The sequence below is a fragment of the Streptomyces sp. NPDC043896 genome, from assembly GCF_056435605.1.
The window spans coordinates 1-16,408 of record NZ_JBWKEE010000035.1; the positions used below are offsets into that span (position 1 = coordinate 1).

10 protein-coding genes are annotated in these 16,408 nt (G+C 73.2%); 5 read left to right on the forward strand and 5 right to left on the reverse strand.

What is annotated here, in order from left to right:
• Positions 1–516: 516 nt before the first annotated feature.
• From nadE to AC069X_RS34580, 3 genes are all read right to left on the reverse strand, one after another.
• Positions 517–1,338, reverse strand: a complete 822-nt coding sequence (gene nadE, locus AC069X_RS34570) for an ammonia-dependent NAD(+) synthetase (protein ID WP_478735036.1) — start codon at positions 1,336–1,338, stop codon at positions 517–519.
• A gap of 648 nt (positions 1,339–1,986) precedes the next feature.
• Complete coding sequence (locus AC069X_RS34575) at positions 1,987–2,919, reverse strand: EamA family transporter (protein ID WP_478735038.1); 933 nt, start codon at positions 2,917–2,919, stop codon at positions 1,987–1,989.
• A 47-nt stretch (positions 2,920–2,966) separates the two neighbouring features.
• A complete protein-coding gene (locus AC069X_RS34580) occupies positions 2,967–5,798 on the reverse strand; it encodes an FAD-binding and (Fe-S)-binding domain-containing protein (RefSeq protein WP_478735040.1) in 2,832 nt (943 codons plus the stop codon).
• Positions 5,799–5,883: 85 nt separating this feature from the next.
• On the opposite strand from AC069X_RS34580, the gene serC reads away from it, so the two are divergent.
• The 4 genes from serC (at position 5,884) to AC069X_RS34600 (ending at position 11,983) form a co-directional block, all read left to right on the forward strand.
• Complete coding sequence (serC, locus tag AC069X_RS34585; protein ID WP_478735042.1) at positions 5,884–7,002, forward strand: phosphoserine transaminase; 1,119 nt, start codon at positions 5,884–5,886, stop codon at positions 7,000–7,002.
• A 403-nt stretch (positions 7,003–7,405) separates the two neighbouring features.
• Complete coding sequence (locus AC069X_RS34590) at positions 7,406–8,197, forward strand: hypothetical protein (protein WP_478735044.1); 792 nt, start codon at positions 7,406–7,408, stop codon at positions 8,195–8,197.
• Positions 8,190–8,810 (forward strand): class F sortase, encoded by a 621-nt coding sequence (locus tag AC069X_RS34595; RefSeq protein WP_478735046.1) that lies wholly within the window; start codon positions 8,190–8,192, stop codon positions 8,808–8,810. Before AC069X_RS34590 ends, AC069X_RS34595 begins: the two co-directional genes overlap by 8 nt.
• Positions 8,811–8,872: 62 nt before the next feature.
• Positions 8,873–11,983, forward strand: a complete 3,111-nt coding sequence (locus AC069X_RS34600; RefSeq protein WP_478735048.1) for a sacsin N-terminal ATP-binding-like domain-containing protein — start codon at positions 8,873–8,875, stop codon at positions 11,981–11,983.
• Positions 11,984–12,008: 25 nt separating this feature from the next.
• Here the strand turns inward: AC069X_RS34600 and AC069X_RS34605 are convergent, their stop codons facing one another.
• Together AC069X_RS34605 and AC069X_RS34610 are read right to left on the reverse strand one after the other, a co-directional pair.
• Complete coding sequence (locus tag AC069X_RS34605) at positions 12,009–14,465, reverse strand: HAD-IC family P-type ATPase (RefSeq protein ID WP_478735049.1); 2,457 nt, start codon at positions 14,463–14,465, stop codon at positions 12,009–12,011.
• 87 nt (positions 14,466–14,552) lie between these two features.
• Positions 14,553–14,840, reverse strand: a complete 288-nt coding sequence (locus tag AC069X_RS34610; RefSeq protein ID WP_478735051.1) for a DUF2530 domain-containing protein — start codon at positions 14,838–14,840, stop codon at positions 14,553–14,555.
• A gap of 139 nt (positions 14,841–14,979) precedes the next feature.
• Here AC069X_RS34610 and AC069X_RS34615 point away from each other — a divergent pair, with 139 nt between their 5' ends.
• Positions 14,980–16,407: an NCS2 family permease gene (locus tag AC069X_RS34615; RefSeq protein ID WP_478735053.1), complete on the forward strand. Its 1,428-nt coding sequence runs from the start codon at positions 14,980–14,982 to the stop codon at positions 16,405–16,407.
• Position 16,408 lies beyond the last annotated feature (1 nt).

Sequence of the window (16,408 nt, forward strand, 5' to 3'; positions counted from 1 at the left end):
TCACTTCGTGATCGCCTTCGGCGACCCTTGACAGCCCGACCCGCCCCGGAAAGCCGAAAGACTGCCGGGAAACCCCCAAAAGAACGGTCACGGGGGAGAGGAGGGAGGGACGGGCCTGTCATGGACGAGACGAGCGGCCGGGCGCCGGCCACCGGGCATCCGGGCCCCCAGGAGCCGAGATCCGGGACCACGGGTGCTCTACCTGCACGGAAGGACGACAGGACCGTCCTGCGGACCACCCAGGCGCGACCGATCGCTACGCGCTCCTCCCGATTTGGCGTCCGGCGACCGTCCGGGGCTGATACCTGCGCTAGAGGACGACCAGATCGACCTGGGGAGCCGCCAGGCGCGGCAGATCGCTACGTGCTCCTCCCGGCTTGGCGTCCGGCGACCGTCTGGGGCTGATACCCGCACCAGAGGTTGATCAGAGCAGTCCAGGTCGCCGGTGGGCGCATTGGATCGCTACGTGGTGCCCAGATCACCGCGTCTCACGGTGATCTGGGGCGACCGGCACGGTCAGGGGGCGATGGGGAGCCGGCGCTTGTGCTCGGTGAGGCGGTAGCGGTTGACGATGGTCTCGAAGGCGCGCTCGTCGACCGGCTTGCCCTCCAGGAAGTCGTCGATGTCGTCGTACGTGACACCCAGGGCGTCCTCGTCGGCCTTGCCCGGGTCGAGGGTCTCGAGGTCGGCCGTCGGGATCTTCCACACCAGCTCGGCGGGTGCGCCCAGCAGGTCCGCGAGGGCGCGCACGCGGCGCTTGGTCAGGCCGGTCAGCGGGACCACGTCCGCCGCGCCGTCGCCGAACTTGGTGAAGAAGCCGGAGATGGCCTCGGCGGCGTGGTCGGTGCCGACCACCAGCCCGGCCTGTGCACCGGCGACGGCGTACTGGGCGATCATGCGCTGGCGGGCCTTGATGTTGCCGTGCACGAAGTCCTGGTGGTGGGCGTCGCGGAAGGTCACGCCGGCGGCCACCGACGCGTCGAGCGCCGCGTCGCTGGCGGGCTTGATGTCCACGGTCAGGACGTGGTCGGCCTGGATGAAGGACAGCGCGAGCTGGGCGTCGTGCTCGTCCGCCTGGACGCCGTAGGGCAGTCGCATCGCGTAGAACTCCGCCTGGTGGCCCGCCTCACGGGCCCGCTCGACGGCGAGCTGGCAGAGGCGGCCCGTGGTGGTGGAGTCGACGCCACCACTGATGCCGAGTACGAGGGACCGCAGTCCCGTGGAGGTCAGCCGCTCGGCGAGGAAGGCCACCCGGCGCTCGATCTCCCGCTCGGCCTCGAAGGTCTCGGCGACCTGGAGTTCCCGGGCGATCTCCTGCTGGAGGGCGATGGCGCTCACGACTGCTCCTTGTTCCGGTTCACGATGTGCCGTCCACCCTAGCCGGAGCAGGGTTTCCGGAGAGATGGGGCGCATGAAGCGATCCCGTGCGCCTGACCGCTCCCCACGCCGCTCTGCTCAACCTCCAGTGCAGGTATCAGCCCCGGACGGTCCCAGGACGCTCGGCAGAGAGGAGCGCGTAGCGATCGGTCGCGCCCAACTGCAACCTGGACTGCTCTGATCAACCTCTGGTGCAGGTATCAGCCCCAGACGGTCGCCGGACGCCAAGCCGGGAGGAGCGCGTAGCGATCGGTCGCGCCTGGGTGGTCCGCAGGACGGTCCTGTCGTCCTTCCGTGCAGGTAGAGCACCCGTGGTCCCGGATATCGGCTCCTGGGGGCCCGGATGCCCGGCAGGCCGGCGCCCGGCCCCTCGTCTCGTCCATGACAGGGCCGCTCCTCCAACCATGGACCGTGCCGTTCTTTTGGGGGTTTCCCGGCAGTCTTTCGGCTTTCCGGGGCGGGTCGGGCTGTCAAGGGTCGCCGAAGGCGATCACGAAGTGACGCGACGAAGGAGCGCCCTTGAGGGACCGGCACGACACGGAAGGACGATGGGACTGACGGGAAGCCCCCAGCGCCTCCCTGATTCGGCCCAGGGGGCTACCGCCCCGGTTACCCCGCCGTGCTCTTCTTCCTCTGCGAGCGCACCGCGCCCATGCTCGCCGCGATCACCAGGGCGATCGCCAGGGCGTCCAGCGGCGACAGGGCCTGGCTCAGGAGCAGGAAGCCGGCGGTCGCCGCGATGGCCGGTTCCAGGCTCATCAGGATCGCGAAGGTCGGGGCGGGGAGGCGGCGCAGGGCCAGGAGCTCCAGGGTGTACGGGAGCACCGACGACATCACCGCCACGCCGAGGCCCAGGGCCAGCGTGCTCGGGTCGAGGAGGTCGGAGCCCGCCTCCGCCACGCCCAGCGGGAGCGAGAGGACGGCGGCCACCGCCATCGCCAGGGCCAGGCCGTCGGCCTGGGGGAAGCGGCGTCCGGTGCGGGCGCTGAAGACGATGTACGCCGCCCACATCGCGCCCGCGCCCAGGGCGAAGCCAACGCCGAGCAGGTCGAGGCCGCCGAGGCCTCCTCCGCCGTGGCCGGCGAGCAGGGCGACGCCCGCCAGGGCCAGGGCGGCCCACAGCAGGTTCACCAGGCGGCGCGAGACGATGACGGACAGGGCCAGCGGGCCGAGCACCTCCAGGGTGACGGCGGCGCCGAGCGGGATGCGGTCGATGGATTGGTAGAAGAGGCCGTTCATGCCCGCCATGGCGACACCGAACGCGAGCACCGTGCCCCAGTCGGAACGCCGGTAGCCGCGCACCTTGGGCCGGCACAGGACCAGCAGCACCAGTGCGGCGGCCGCGAGCCTCAGGGTGACCACGCCCGCCGCGCCCACCCTGGGCATGACCATCACCGCGAGGGCGGCGCCGAACTGCACCGACACCCCGGCCGCGACCACCAGCGCGACCGGCCCGAACCGGGACCCCCGGGCGGGGGCGGAAACCGGGGTGGCGGTCGTCGGGGCGGCGGTCGTCGGGGACGAAGGGGAGGGTGCGGGCATGAATCCAGCCTAAGGGGTGCGTAAGCCCCATCAACCCGAGTTTTTCCTTACACCCCTTCCCCCGCCCCCTCCCCCTCCAGCCCCTCCGCCAGGAGTTCCGCCAAGTGGCGGGCCCGTCGGCCGGCCAGCTGCGCGATCTGGGTGCGGCAGGAGAACCCGTCCGCCAGCACCGCGGCGTCGGGGGCGGCCGCACGCAGCGACGGCAGCAGCTGTTCCTCCGCGCACGCCACCGAGACGGCGTGGTGGCCGGGCTCGAAGCCGAAGTTGCCCGCGAGGCCGCAGCAGCCGCCGCTGAGCTCCCCCGTGAGCCCGGCGCGTGCGCGGAGCCGCCGGTCGGCGGCGTCGCCGAGGACGGCGTGCTGGTGGCAGTGGGTCTGTCCGGCGACGGGCCGGTCCAGGCGGGGCGGGGTCCAGTGGGGGGCGTGCTCCTCCAGGGTCTCCGCGAGGGTGCGGACGGCTGCGGCGAGGCGGTGGGCGCGGGGGTCGTCGGGGAGGAGGGCCGGGAGGTCGGTGCGCAGGGCCGCCGCGCAGCTGGGTTCGAGGAGCAGGACGGGTCCGCGTACCTCGCCCAGGGCCTCCAGGGTGTGCCGGAGCACGGTGCGGGCGCGGTCCAGGCGGCCGGTGGAGACGTAGGTGAGCCCGCAGCACACCCGGCCGCCCGCGGGGACGATGACGCGGAGCCCGGCGTCCGCCAGGACGCGGAGGGCCGCGCGGCCGGCTTCGGGGGCGAGGTACTCGGTGAAGGTGTCGGGCCACAGGGTCACGGTCACGGCACCGGCACCGGCGTCTGCGCCTACGCCAGACCCGGCACCGGCACCGGCACCGGCACCGGCACCAGACCCGGCCCCGGGGCCGCCCGAAGACCCCGCCCCCGCCCCCGCCGTCAGGGCCCGTACCGAGCGGGTGAACGGGACCCGGGCCAGTTCCGGCAGGGGCCGTTCGCGGGCCAGGCCGGGTACCCGCAGTGCGCGTCCGGCGGCGTTGACGGCTCGGGCCGCGCGCAGTCGGGTGATCAGCCGGAGCCACGTGGGGAGGCCGCCCAGGGTGTAGTGGGCCAGCGGGCGGGGGCGGCCGGACCAGTGGCGGTGCAGGAACTCCGCCTTGTACGCGGCCATGTCCACGCCGACCGGGCAGTCGCTGCGGCAGCCCTTGCAGGCCAGGCAGAGGTCGAGGGCTTCGGCGACCTCGGCCGAGCGCCACCCGTCGGTGACGATCTCCCCGGCCAGCATCTCGTGCAGCAGCCGGGCCCGGCCGCGCGTGGAGTGCCGTTCCTCGCCGGTGGCCCGGTAGGAGGGGCACATCACCGCGGGTCCGCCGGTTTCGGTGGTGCGGCATCGGGCGACGCCGACGCAGCGGGTGGCTTCCTCGGCCAGCGGGGCGCCCTTCGGCACCACCGTGAAGCGGAGGTTCTCGTCGAGCCGGGCCGGGCGGACGAGGATCCCGGGGTTCATGCCGCCGGCCGGGTCCCACACGTCCTTGTACGCCGCGAAGACCCGCATGACCTGCGGCCCGTACATCCGGGGCAGGAGTTCCGCGCGGGCCTGTCCGTCGCCGTGCTCCCCCGACAGGGAGCCGCCGTGGGCGACGACCAGGTCGGCGAGTTCCTCGGAGAAGTCCCGGAAGCGGGCCAGGCCCGGGGCCGTGACCAGGTCGAAGTCGATGCGGACGTGGACGCAGCCTTCGCCGAAGTGCCCGTACGGGGTCCCGTGCAGCCCGTGCCGTGCCAGCAGGGCCCGGAACTCGCGCAGGTAGGCGCCGAGCCGGGCGGGCGGTACCGCGCAGTCCTCCCAGCCGGGCCAGGCCATCCGCCCGTCCGGGGTCCGGGTCGCGGTGCCGGCGGCGTCCTCGCGGATCCGCCACAGGGCGCGCTGCGCGGCCGGTTCCGTCACCAGGGCGGCGTCGAGGGCGTCGGCCTCCCGCAGCAGGCGCCGTCCGGCGGATTCGTCGGGCATCTCCACGAACAGCCAGGCGCCGCCCCTGGGGAGTCCGGTGGCGCCGCGCACCAGGTCTTCGGCCATGCCCTCGACGGTGAGCGGCCCGTGTCCGAGGAGCCCGGCGGCGGCGTCGGCGGCCGCCGTCTCGTCGGGGTAGCCGAGTACGGCGAGGACGGGTGCGGGGGGCAGCTCGACGAGGCGCACCACCGCCTCGGTGACCACGCCGAGGGTGCCTTCGCTGCCGCAGAAGGCGGCGGCGAGGCGGGTGCCGCGTTCGGGGAGGAGGGCGTGGAGTCCGCCGTAGCCGGAGACGCGGCGGGAGAAGGAGCCGGCGGCGAGGCCGGTGCGGAGCACCGCGAGGTCGTCCCGGACCAGTTCCCGCAGGCCGGCCGGTGCTCCCGTCCAGCCGGTGGCGATGCGGTGCTCCGCGCCGCCGTAGGCGGTCACCGCCAGCTCCGTCACGTTGTCGGCTGTGGTGCCCCAGGCCACCGAGTGGGCCCCGCAGGCGTTGTTGCCGATCATCCCGCCGAGGGTGCAGCGGGAGTGCGTGGCCGGGTCGGGTCCGAAGGTGAGCCCGTGGGGGCGTGCGGCGTCGCGCAGCCGGTCGAGGACGAGTCCGGGCTGGACCACCGCGGTCCGGGAGGCGGGGTCGAGGGACAGCAGGGCGTTCATGTGCCGGGTGAGGTCGAGGACCACGCCGACGCCCGTGGCCTGTCCGGCGAGGGAGGTGCCGCCGCCGCGCGGTACGACGGGGACGGCGGCGTCGGCGCAGATCCGCAGGGCGGCCGCGACATCGGCGGCGTCGTGGGGGGTGACGACGCCGAGCGGGACGCGGCGGTAGTTCGAGGCGTCCATGGTGGCGAGGGCGCGTGCGGCGGCTCCGAAGTCCACCTCCCCGCGCAGTTCCGTCCGCAATGTCCGTTCGATCTCCCGGGGTGAGGTCACGAGGGACACCTTCCCACCGGCCCCCCGCGTCTCACCGGGTGGACGCGCCTCCGACGCGCGGTCCGGGACCCGCTACGCTCCGCTCGTGGCTGAGATCCAGATTCCCGCTGACATCAAGCCCGCCGACGGTCGCTTCGGCGCGGGCCCCTCCAAGGTGCGGACCGAGGCGCTGGACGCCCTCGCCGCCACCGGTACCTCCCTGCTCGGCACCTCGCACCGCCAGGCCCCGGTCAAGAACCTGGTCGGCTCGGTGCGCGAGGGCCTCCGGGACCTCTTCTCCCTGCCCGAGGGTTACGAGGTGATCCTGGGCAACGGCGGCTCCACCGCCTTCTGGGACATCGCGACGGCCGGTCTGATCGAGCGGAAGTCCCAGCACCTCACCTTCGGCGAGTTCTCGTCGAAGTTCGCCAAGGCCGCGAAGCTCGCGCCGTGGCTGGACGAGCCGTCGGTGATCTCCTCCGAGCCGGGCACGCACCCGGACCCGGTCGCCGAGGCGGGCGTGGACGTGTACGCGTACACGCACAACGAGACCTCGACGGGTGTCGCGGCGCCGGTGAAGCGCGTCGCGGGCGCGGACGCCGGGTCCCTCGTCCTGGTGGACGCGACCTCCGGTGCGGGCGGTCTGCCGGTGGACATCACCGAGACCGACGTCTACTACTTCGCCCCGCAGAAGTCCTTCGCCTCGGACGGCGGCCTGTGGCTGGCGGCGTTCTCCCCGGCGGCCCTGGAGCGGGCCGCGCGGGTGCACGCCTCGGGCCGGCACATCCCGGAGTTCTTCTCGCTGCCGACGGCGATCGACAACTCGCTGAAGAACCAGACGTACAACACCCCGGCGCTGTCGACGCTGTTCCTGCTGGACCAGCAGCTGAAGTGGATGAACGCGCAGGGCGGTCTGGAGTTCACGACGGGCCGTACGGCGGCCAGCGCGCGCAACCTGTACGGCTGGGCGGAGGCGTCGAAGTACGCGAGCCCGTTCGTGCAGGACGCCGGCAAGCGTTCCGCGGTCATCGGCACGATCGACTTCTCCGACGACGTCGACGCGGCGGCGGTGGCGAAGGTGCTGCGCGCCAACGGCATCGTGGACACCGAGCCGTACCGCAAGCTGGGCCGCAACCAGCTGCGCATCGCGATGTTCCCGGCGGTGGACCCGGCGGACGTGCAGGCGCTGACGGCGTGCATCGACTACGTGATCGAGCAGCTCTGATCCGATCGGCAGCTCTGATCCGATCGCGCGAGGCACTGATCGCGCGAGGCGCTGATCCGATCGGGCAGCCCTGATCCGACGGGATCCTCCGTCCCGTCCGTGCGTGTGGAGCCCCCGGCGCCTTCCCGGCGCCGGGGGCTTCCGTGTTCCGTCGCGGAGGGCTGCGGCGGCCTGCGAACGGCTGCGGAGGCCTGCGGCCACTCCGGGTCTTTGGTCCCAAAATTCGGGGCAAAGCCTCCGTAAACGGGCGGCCATCACCCCTCTCCCGCCTGCGGATTCGCCTCCCGGGACCTTCGGCCCGACCGTCCCGGCCGCCCCGGACCCCCGAAACCGAACGGGCGGGATGTCCCTCTTGTCCGGTGTGCCGGGAACGGAACCCGGCCCGCCCGTTCAGGAGGAACTCATGCGCAAGGCACTCACCATCACCGCCGTGGCCCTCACGACGTCCCTGGCCCTCGGTGGCGCCACCGCCGCCTTCGCCGCCGGCACCCCCACCCCCTCGCCCACCGCCACCGCGAGCACGCACCCCGCCGTCTCCGCCCGCGTGGAGGTGCCCTCCTCCCCCGTGAAGCCCGGCGACGCCGTCAGCGTCACCGTCACCGCACCGGCCGGCTCCACGCACCCGGCCGTCTCCTCCGCCGCCCTGGGCGACGTCAAGCTCACCCCCGCCAAGGACGGCGTCTGGAGCGGCACCGCCAAGGTCGCCGACGTCAAGGACGGCTCCTACGGTGTCTCCCTCACCGCAACCGCCCCCGACGGCACCAAGCTCCAGGCCACCACCCAGCTCACCGTCAAGAAGGGCGGCACCCCTGCCCCGCCCACCCCGGCACCCTCCACCCTCCGCCTCTCCACCGACTTCGGCCGCCCCGGCGACAAGGTCACCGTCACCGTGAAGACCACCGCGAAGGAGGCCTACGTGAAGTCCGCCGCCTTCGCCGGAGGCCGCGTCGACCTGAAGAACGACGGCCACGGCACCTTCACCGGCACCGCGACCGTCGCCAAGGACGTGAAGAGCGGCTACTACGGGGTCGACGCCTTCGCGGGCGGCAAGAAGTTCGACACCGCCAAGTTCTCCGTCGAGGCCAAGGGCAACCCGGACGTGACCCCCGTGACCCCGGTGACCCCCCTCAAGCCCTCCGAGCACAAGACCCCCAAGGGCTCCGTGAACACCGGCCAGGCCCCCGCCGATGCCTGAGCCCGCCCCCTCCCCCCGCCGGGGCGGCCGCGCGCACCGCGCCGCCACCCTGGCGGGGGCCGCGGCCCTGGCCGTCGCCGCCCTCGCCACCGGCTGCTCGGCCGGCGCCGAAGCGCACGCGACCACCCCCCGCACGGCCGCCACCGCGCTCCCCGCGTCCGTCCCCGACCGGATCGAGATCCCCGGCATCAAGGTCGACGCACCCCTCGACACCGTCGGCCTCGACGCCCAGGGCGTCATGCAGGAGCCCGACTTCGCCAAACCGAAGGACGCCGCCTGGTACAAGGACGGCCCCACCCCCGGCGAGGCGGGCGCCTCCGCGATCGTCGGCCACATGGACACCCCGCAGGTCCCCGAGGCCGTCTTCTTCCGCCTCAAGAACCTGAAGAAGGGCCAGGAGATCGACGTCCACCGCAGCGACGGCACCACCGCCGTCTTCTCCGTCGACGCCGTCGACACCTTCCGGAAGGACTCCTTCCCCACCGGAAAGGTCTACGGCGACACCCACGGCAAGGCCGAACTGCGCCTGATCACCTGCGGCGGAAACCTCACCGCCGACCGCCACTGGGACGCCAACGTCGTCGTGTTCGCGCACCTCACGGGCAAGGCGTAGCCCACCACACGATACCTTCAGCACTCCAGAGGCAGTACGCAGCACAGCGTGGAGGCAGCGGCGTGAACGTGCGAGTGACGGCGGCCCAGAGCGGCGTTGACCCCTTCGGCACCGCCCGGCTGCGACGCGGGGTGCTCGACGCGTGGGGCGCGGGGCCGGCCCGGTTCCGGGAGGACGCCAACGCCGAGGAGGACCTCGCGCTCGGCGGCTACCGGGACCGGCTCGTCGTCGAACTGGCCCAGAACGCCGCCGACGCCGCCGCCCGCGCCAAGGTTCCCGGCCGGCTGCGCCTGACCCTGCACCCCGCCGGACCCGACGGCCCCGCCGTGCTGGCCGCCGCCAACACCGGCGCCCCGCTCGACGCGACGGGCGTCGAATCGCTCAGCACCCTGCGCGCCTCCGCCAAGCGGGAGAACGACCAGGGCTCCGTCGGCCGCTTCGGCGTCGGCTTCGCCGCCGTACTGGCCGTCTCCGACGAACCGGCGGTCCTGGGCCGCCACGGCGGCGTCCGCTGGTCCCTCGCCGAAGCCCGCGAGCTGGCCCGGGACGCCGCCAACGGCAGCCCCGGCCTCGGCGACGAACTCCGCCGCCGCGACGGCCACGTCCCGCTGCTGCGGCTCCCGCTGCCCGCCGAGGGCACCGCCCCCCAGGGGTACGACACCGTCGTGGTCCTCCCGCTGCGCGACGCCGCCGCCGAGGACCTCACCGAACGCCTGCTGGCCGGCATCGACGACGCACTCCTGCTGACCCTGCCCGGGCTGCGCGAGGTCGTCATCGAGACCCCGACCGCCGGACACCGCGTCCTCTACCGGCGCATGGACGGCCCGTACACCGTCATCGAGGACTCCGCCACCGGCACCCACCGCTGGCGCACCGTCCGCCACACCGGCCCCATCGACCCCGCCCTCCTCGCCGACCGTCCAGTCGAGGAGCGGCTGCGCCCCGACTGGACGGTCACCTGGGCCGCGCCCGTCGACGCCGACGGCGCCCCCGTACCGGTCCACACCGCGCCCGTCGTCCACGCCCCGACCCCCACCGACGAGCCGCTGGGCGTCCCCGCCCTGCTCATCGCCTCGCTGCCGCTGGACACCTCCCGCCGCCACCCCGCGCCCGGGCCCCTGACCGACTTCCTCGTCGAGCGCGCGGCCGACGCGTACGCCGAACTCCTCGGCGCCTGGGACCCGGTGACCACCGCCCTCGTCGACCTCGTCCCCGGGCAGCTCGGCGGCAGCCCCCTCGACGGCGCCCTGCGCGCCGCCGTACTGCAGCGGCTGCCCCGCACCTCCTTCCTCGCCCCGGCCGCCCCCACCGAGGAACTCCCTTCGCTGCGCCCCTTCGAGGCCGAGGTGGTGGAGGGCGCCGGCGCCGACACCGTACGGGTCCTCGCGGAGGTCCTCCCGACGCTGCTGCCCGCCGGGCTGGAACGGCGCCCCGAGCTGCGCACCCTGGGCGTGGGCCGGCTGCCGCTCGGCGACGCCATCGAGCGGATCGCGGGCATCGACCGCACCCCCGACTGGTGGCACCGCCTCTACGACACCCTGGCCGGCGTGGACCCCGACCGGCTGTCTGGGCTGCCCGTGCCGCTCGCCGACGGCCGCACCACCATCGGCCCCCGCCACGTCCTGCTGCCCGGCCCGGACACCCCCGCGGACCTGGCCCGTCTCGGCCTGAAGGTGGCCCACCCCGAGGCCGCGCACCCGCTGCTGGAGAAGCTGGGCGCCCTCCCCGCCACCGCGCGCGCCGTCCTGACGACCCCGCAGATCCGTGCCGCCGTGGCCGCCTCCCTGGACGCGGGAGAGGTCTGGGACGAGGACGCGCTGGATCCGGACGAGCTCGCCGAGACCGTCCTGACCCTGGTCCGGGCCGCCGGGCTGGCCCCCGGCGACGAGCCCTGGCTGGGCGCGCTGGCCCTGCCGGACGAGGACGGGGAGCTCACCCCGGCCGGTGAACTGCTGCTCGCCGGAAGCCCGCTGGCGTCGGTGCTGCGCGAGGACGAAGTCCCGTACCTGGACGCCGAGCTGGCCGCCCGCTGGGACGCGGACACGCTGGCCGCCTGCGGGGTGCTGACCGCGTTCCAGCTGGTCCGGGCCACCGACGTGGTCCTCGATCCGGACGAACTGGAGCCCCGCGAGGGGGACTTCGCCGAGCCCGACGACGCGGGCCTGCTGGACGCGGTCGACGTGTGGTGCGAGGACCTCCTCGACCAGTTCCCGGACACCCCGGTGCCGCCGGTGGCGACCGAGCTGATCGCCGTCCGGGACCTGGACCTCGTCGACGACGACCGCTGGCCCCAGGCCCTGGCGATGCTCGCGCAGCCCCCGCTGCGCGACGCCCTGACCCAGCCGGTGCGGATCCTGCTCCCGGACGGCACCACGCGCTCGGTGCGCTCGTACACCGCGTGGTGGCTGCGCGACCACCCGGTGCTGGACGGCCGCCGCCCCGCCGGGCTGCGGGCGGCCGGCGGCGATCCGCTGCTGGCGGGCCTCTACACCCCGGCGGACGCGACCGGCTTCGAGGACGAGCAGGTGCTGCGGGCCCTGGGCGTACGGACCTCCGTGCGCGCCCTGCTGGAGGAGCCCGGCGGCGCGGCCGAGCTGCTGGGCCGGCTCGCCGACCCGGAGCGCGAGGTGAGCGGCCGCCAGCTGCACGGCCTGTACGGGGCGCTGGCCGACCTGGACCCGGAGCAGGTCACGCTGCCGGACGAGCTGCGGGCGGTGGTGGACGGGGAGGTCGTCGTGGTGGACGCGTCCGAAGCGGTCGTGGCCGACGCCCCCGACCTGCTCCCGCTGACGGCGGGCCTGCCGCTGCTCCCGGTGTCCCCGGCGCGCGCCGCGGACCTGGCGGAGCTGTTCCAGGTGCGGCGCCTGTCGGAGACGGTCCCGGCGGAGGTGGCCACGCCGGGCGAGCGGCACGAGGTCCCGGAGTCGGTGCGGATCCTGCTCGGCCCCGGCACCCCGGCGACGTACGTGGAGCACGAGGAGCTGGTGGCGGGCGGCACGGAGCTGGACTGGCGGCTCACCCCGGACGGGGTGCTGCACGCGGCGACCCTGGAGGGCGTGGCGGCGGGCCTGGCCTGGTCGGCGTCCCAGTGGCCGCGCCGCTTCGAGGTGGCGGCCCTGCTGGAGGACCCGTCGCGGACGGCGGAACTGGCCCGCGACAGGTGGTTCGACTAGCCGGCCGGGCCCCGGCCGGGCCCTTCTATGCCGGGAAGCGGCGGTCCACCCACCGGAAGGTGAACTCGATCAGGGCCGCCGCTGCCGCCGCGACCGCGACCGCGATCCACGGCATGGTCACGCCCTCCAGCTTGAGCTGGAAGAACTCCTGGAGCCACGGCACGACGAGGACGACGAGGAAGGCCGCGCCCATCGCGCCGACGAGGGCCACCCGCCACCACGTGTAGGGGCGGGCGATGATCGCCAGCACCCACATGGAGGTCAGGAACAGGGCCAGGGTCGCCGCGCTGGTCTCGGCCTTCAGGGCGTCCGGGCCGCTGTAGTGGGCGCGGGCGATCAGGTACGTGGCGAAGGTGGCGACGGCCGCGACCACGCCGCCGGGGATCGCGTACCGCATGACCCGCTTCACGAAGTGCGGCTTGGCGCGTTCCTTGTTCGGGGCGAGCGCCAGGAAGAAGGCGGGGATGCCGATGGTGAGGGTGGACAGCAGGGTGAGGTGGCGGGGCAGGAAGGGGTATTCGACCTGCGAGCAGACCACCAGGATCGCCAGCAGCACCGAGTAGACCGTCTTGGTGAGGAAGAGGGTCGCGACGCGGGTGATGTTGCCGATGACCCGCCTCCCCTCGGCGACGACGGAGGGGAGGGTGGAGAAGCTGTTGTTCAGCAGCACGATCTGCGCCACGGCCCGGGTCGCCTCCGAGCCGGAGCCCATGCTGACGCCGATGTCGGCGTCCTTGAGGGCGAGGACGTCGTTGACGCCGTCGCCGGTCATGGCGACGGTGTGGCCGTTGGACTGGAGGGCGCCGACCATGTCCCGCTTCTGCTGCGGGGTGACGCGGCCGAAGACCGAGTTGCCGTCGAGGACCTCGGCCATCTCGGCCCGCTCGGAGGGCAGCTCGCGGGCATCGACGGTGTTCGCCGCGCCGGGCAGCCCGAGCTTGCCGGCGACGGCTCCGACGGAGACGGCGTTGTCACCGGAGATGACCTTGGCCTTGACGTTCTGCTCGTCGAAGTAGCGCAGGGTGTCGGCGGCGTCGGGCCGCAGCCGCTGTTCGAGGACGACGAGGGCGGTGGGCCGGACGCCGGTGGCGACGGCGGGGTCGTCGAGCTCGCGGGAGGAGCGGGCCAGCAGCAGGACCCGCAGGCCCTGCTCGTTGAGGTCGTTGATCTCGTCGAGGGCGGGGTCTCCGGCGGGGAGCAGCACGTCGGGGGCGCCGAGCAGCCAGGTGTTGTTCTCGCCGTCGCCCTCGCTGAAGCTGGCGCCGCTGTACTTGCGGGCGGAGGAGAAGGGCAGTGATTCGGTGCAGCGCCACTCCGTGCTGTCGGGGTAGGCGTCGATGATGGCCTGGAGGCTGGCGTTGGGGCGCGGGTCGGACTCGCCGAGGGCTCCGAGCACCTTCTTGACGTACGCGGGTTCCGTGCCGCCGAGCGGGCGGAGCTCGGTGACGTCCATGCCGCCCTCGGTGAGGGTGCCGGTCTTGTCGAGGCAGACGACGTCGACGCGGGCGAGGCCCTCGATGGCGGGGAGCTCCTGGACGAGGCACTGTTTGCGGCCGAGCCGGATGACGCCGATGGCGAAGGCGACGGAGGTGAGGAGGACGAGGCCCTCGGGGATCATCGGGACGATGCCGCCGACGGTGCGGGCGATGGAGTCCTTGAGGTTGGAGTCCTTGACGACGAGCTGGCTGATGATGAGGCCGATGGAGGTCGGGACCATCATCCAGGTGACGTACTTGAGGATGGTGGAGATGCCGCTGCGCAGCTCGGAGTGGACGAGGGTGAAGCGGGAGGCCTCTTCGGCGAGCTGGGCGGCGTAGGCCTCGCGGCCGACCTTGGTGGCGGTGAAGGCGCCGCCGCCGGCGACCACGAAGGAGCCGGACATGACCTGGTCGCCGGGCTTCTTGAGGACGGGGTCCGCCTCGCCGGTGAGGAGGGACTCGTCGATCTCCAGTCCGTCGGCCTCGCCGACGACGCCGTCGACGACGACCTTGTCGCCGGGTCCGAGTTCGATGACGTCGTCGAGGACGATCTCGGAGGTGGAGACCTCGGCGGTGGTGCCGTCGCGGCGGACGCCGGGTTTGGCCTCGCCGATGACGGCGAGGCCGTCGAGGGTCTTCTTGGCGCGGAGTTCCTGGATGATGCCGATCCCGGTGTTCGCGATGATCACGAACCCGAAGAGGCTGTCCTGGATGGGCGCGACGATCAGCATGATCACCCAGAGGACGCCGATGATGGCGTTGAAGCGGGTGAAGACGTTGCCGCGGACGATGTCGGCGGTGGAGCGGGAGGAGCGGACGGGGACGTCGTTGACGTCCCCGCGCGCCACGCGCTCGGCGACCTCGGCGGTGGTGAGGCCGCCCGGCTTGAAGCGGGGGGCGGGGGGTTTCACCGGGTGTACGGGGTCGAGCTCGGCTCCCGCGTCGATGGCGGCGCCGCCGGCCCGTTCCGGCCCGTCATGGTCGATCCTCGCCCGCTGCGTCATGCTTTCGACGGTAAAGGCGGTTCGAACGCTTCACCCCCCGAGCGGCCGGAAGATCCGACTTCAGGATGACCAGGATCGTCCCCTGGGCTAGGGCGTGTCCGGTTCGCCGGCGGCCCGGGCGGCGGCCTGTTCCGCCGCGTGGCGCTTGAGGGCGGCGTCGCGGCCGCGGACGTACCAGATGCCGATGAGGCCGAGGCCGCCGCCGGCGGCGCAGGTCCACAGCCACCACAGGAGGTCGCGGTCGGCGAACCAGCCGTAGAAGGGCAGCTGGACGAGGAACATGGCGAACCAGAGGATCGTGCCGCCGGTGATGGTGGCGACAACCGGGCCCTCCAGGGGCTCGGGCGCCTCGTACTTCGCAGTCCACTTCGCCATGCGGTCAAGTCTAGGTGGCGCGTTTTGGGGTCTACGCGCGGAGATGGACTGCCCTTCGTTCATGTGTTCATACTGAAACGGTTTGCCTGCGACCGGATTCGTTCGTAGAAACCGCCCAATAGAACCGTTTGAGGACCGCATGAGCACCTCGGCACCCGCCGCGGCCCCCACCACCGGCCTGGACCGCTACTTCAAGATCTCCGAGCGCGGCTCCACCGTCGCCCGCGAGGTCCGGGGCGGCTTCGCCACCTTCTTCGCGATGGCCTACATCATCGTGCTCAACCCGATCATCCTGGGCAGCGCGAAGGACATGTACGGGCACCAGCTCGACGCCGACCAGCTCGTCACCGCCACCGTCCTGACGGCCGCCTTCTCCACCCTCCTGATGGGCGTCATCGGCAACGTCCCGATCGCGCTGGCCGCCGGCCTCGGCGTCAACACCGTCGTCGCCCTCCAGCTGGCCCCGCGCATGAGCTGGCCCGACGCCATGGGCATGGTCGTCCTGGCCGGCTTCGTGGTGATGCTGCTGGTCGCCACCGGTCTGCGCGAGCGGGTCATGAACGCCGTCCCGCTGGGCCTGCGCAAGGGCATCGCGATCGGCATCGGCCTGTTCATCATGCTGATCGGCCTCGTCGACTCCGGCTTCGTCACCCGCATCCCGGACGCCGCGCACACCACCGTGCCGCTCCAGCTCGGCGGCAACGGCCACCTGCACGGCTGGCCGGTCCTGGTCTTCGTCGTCGGCGTGCTGCTCACGCTCGCGCTGCTGATCCGCAAGACGCCCGGCGCGATCCTGATCTCCATCGTGGCCATGACCGTCGTCGCCGTCGCGGTGCAGCTGATCACCGACCTGCCGGACCTGGCCTGGGGCCTGACCGTCCCGCAGTGGCCGGGGAACCCGGTCGCCGCGCCCGACTTCGGCCTCGTCGGCCAGGTCAGCCTCTTCGGCGGCTTCGAGAAGGTCGGGATGCTCACCGGCGTCCTCTTCGTCTTCACCGTGCTGCTGTCCTGCTTCTTCGACGCGATGGGCACCATCCTCGGCGTCGGCGACGAGGCCAGGCTGACCAAGCCCGACGGCACCTTCCCCGGCATCAACCGGGTCCTGCTGATCGACGGCCTGGCCGTCGCCTCCGGCGGCGCCACCTCGTCCTCCGCCACCACCTGCTTCGTGGAGTCCACGGCCGGGGTCGGCGAGGGCGCCCGCACGGGCCTGGCCAACGTGGTGACCGGCGGCCTGTTCACCGTCTCGCTCTTCCTGACCCCGCTGGCCACGATGGTCCCCTCGCAGGCCGCCACCCCCGCCCTCGTGGCGGTCGGCTTCCTGATCCTCGCGGGCTCGGTCCGGGACATCGACTGGAGCGACTTCACCATCGCCGTCCCGGCCTTCATGGCCATGGTGATGATGCCCTTCACCTACTCGATCACCAACGGCATCGGCATCGGCTTCATCAGCTTCTGCGTGCTGCGCCTGGCGACCGGCCGGGGCCGCGAGGTCCCGGCCGCCATGTACGCCGTCTCCGCGGTCTTCGTCTTCTACTACGCGATGCCGGCCCTCGGCCTCACGTAGC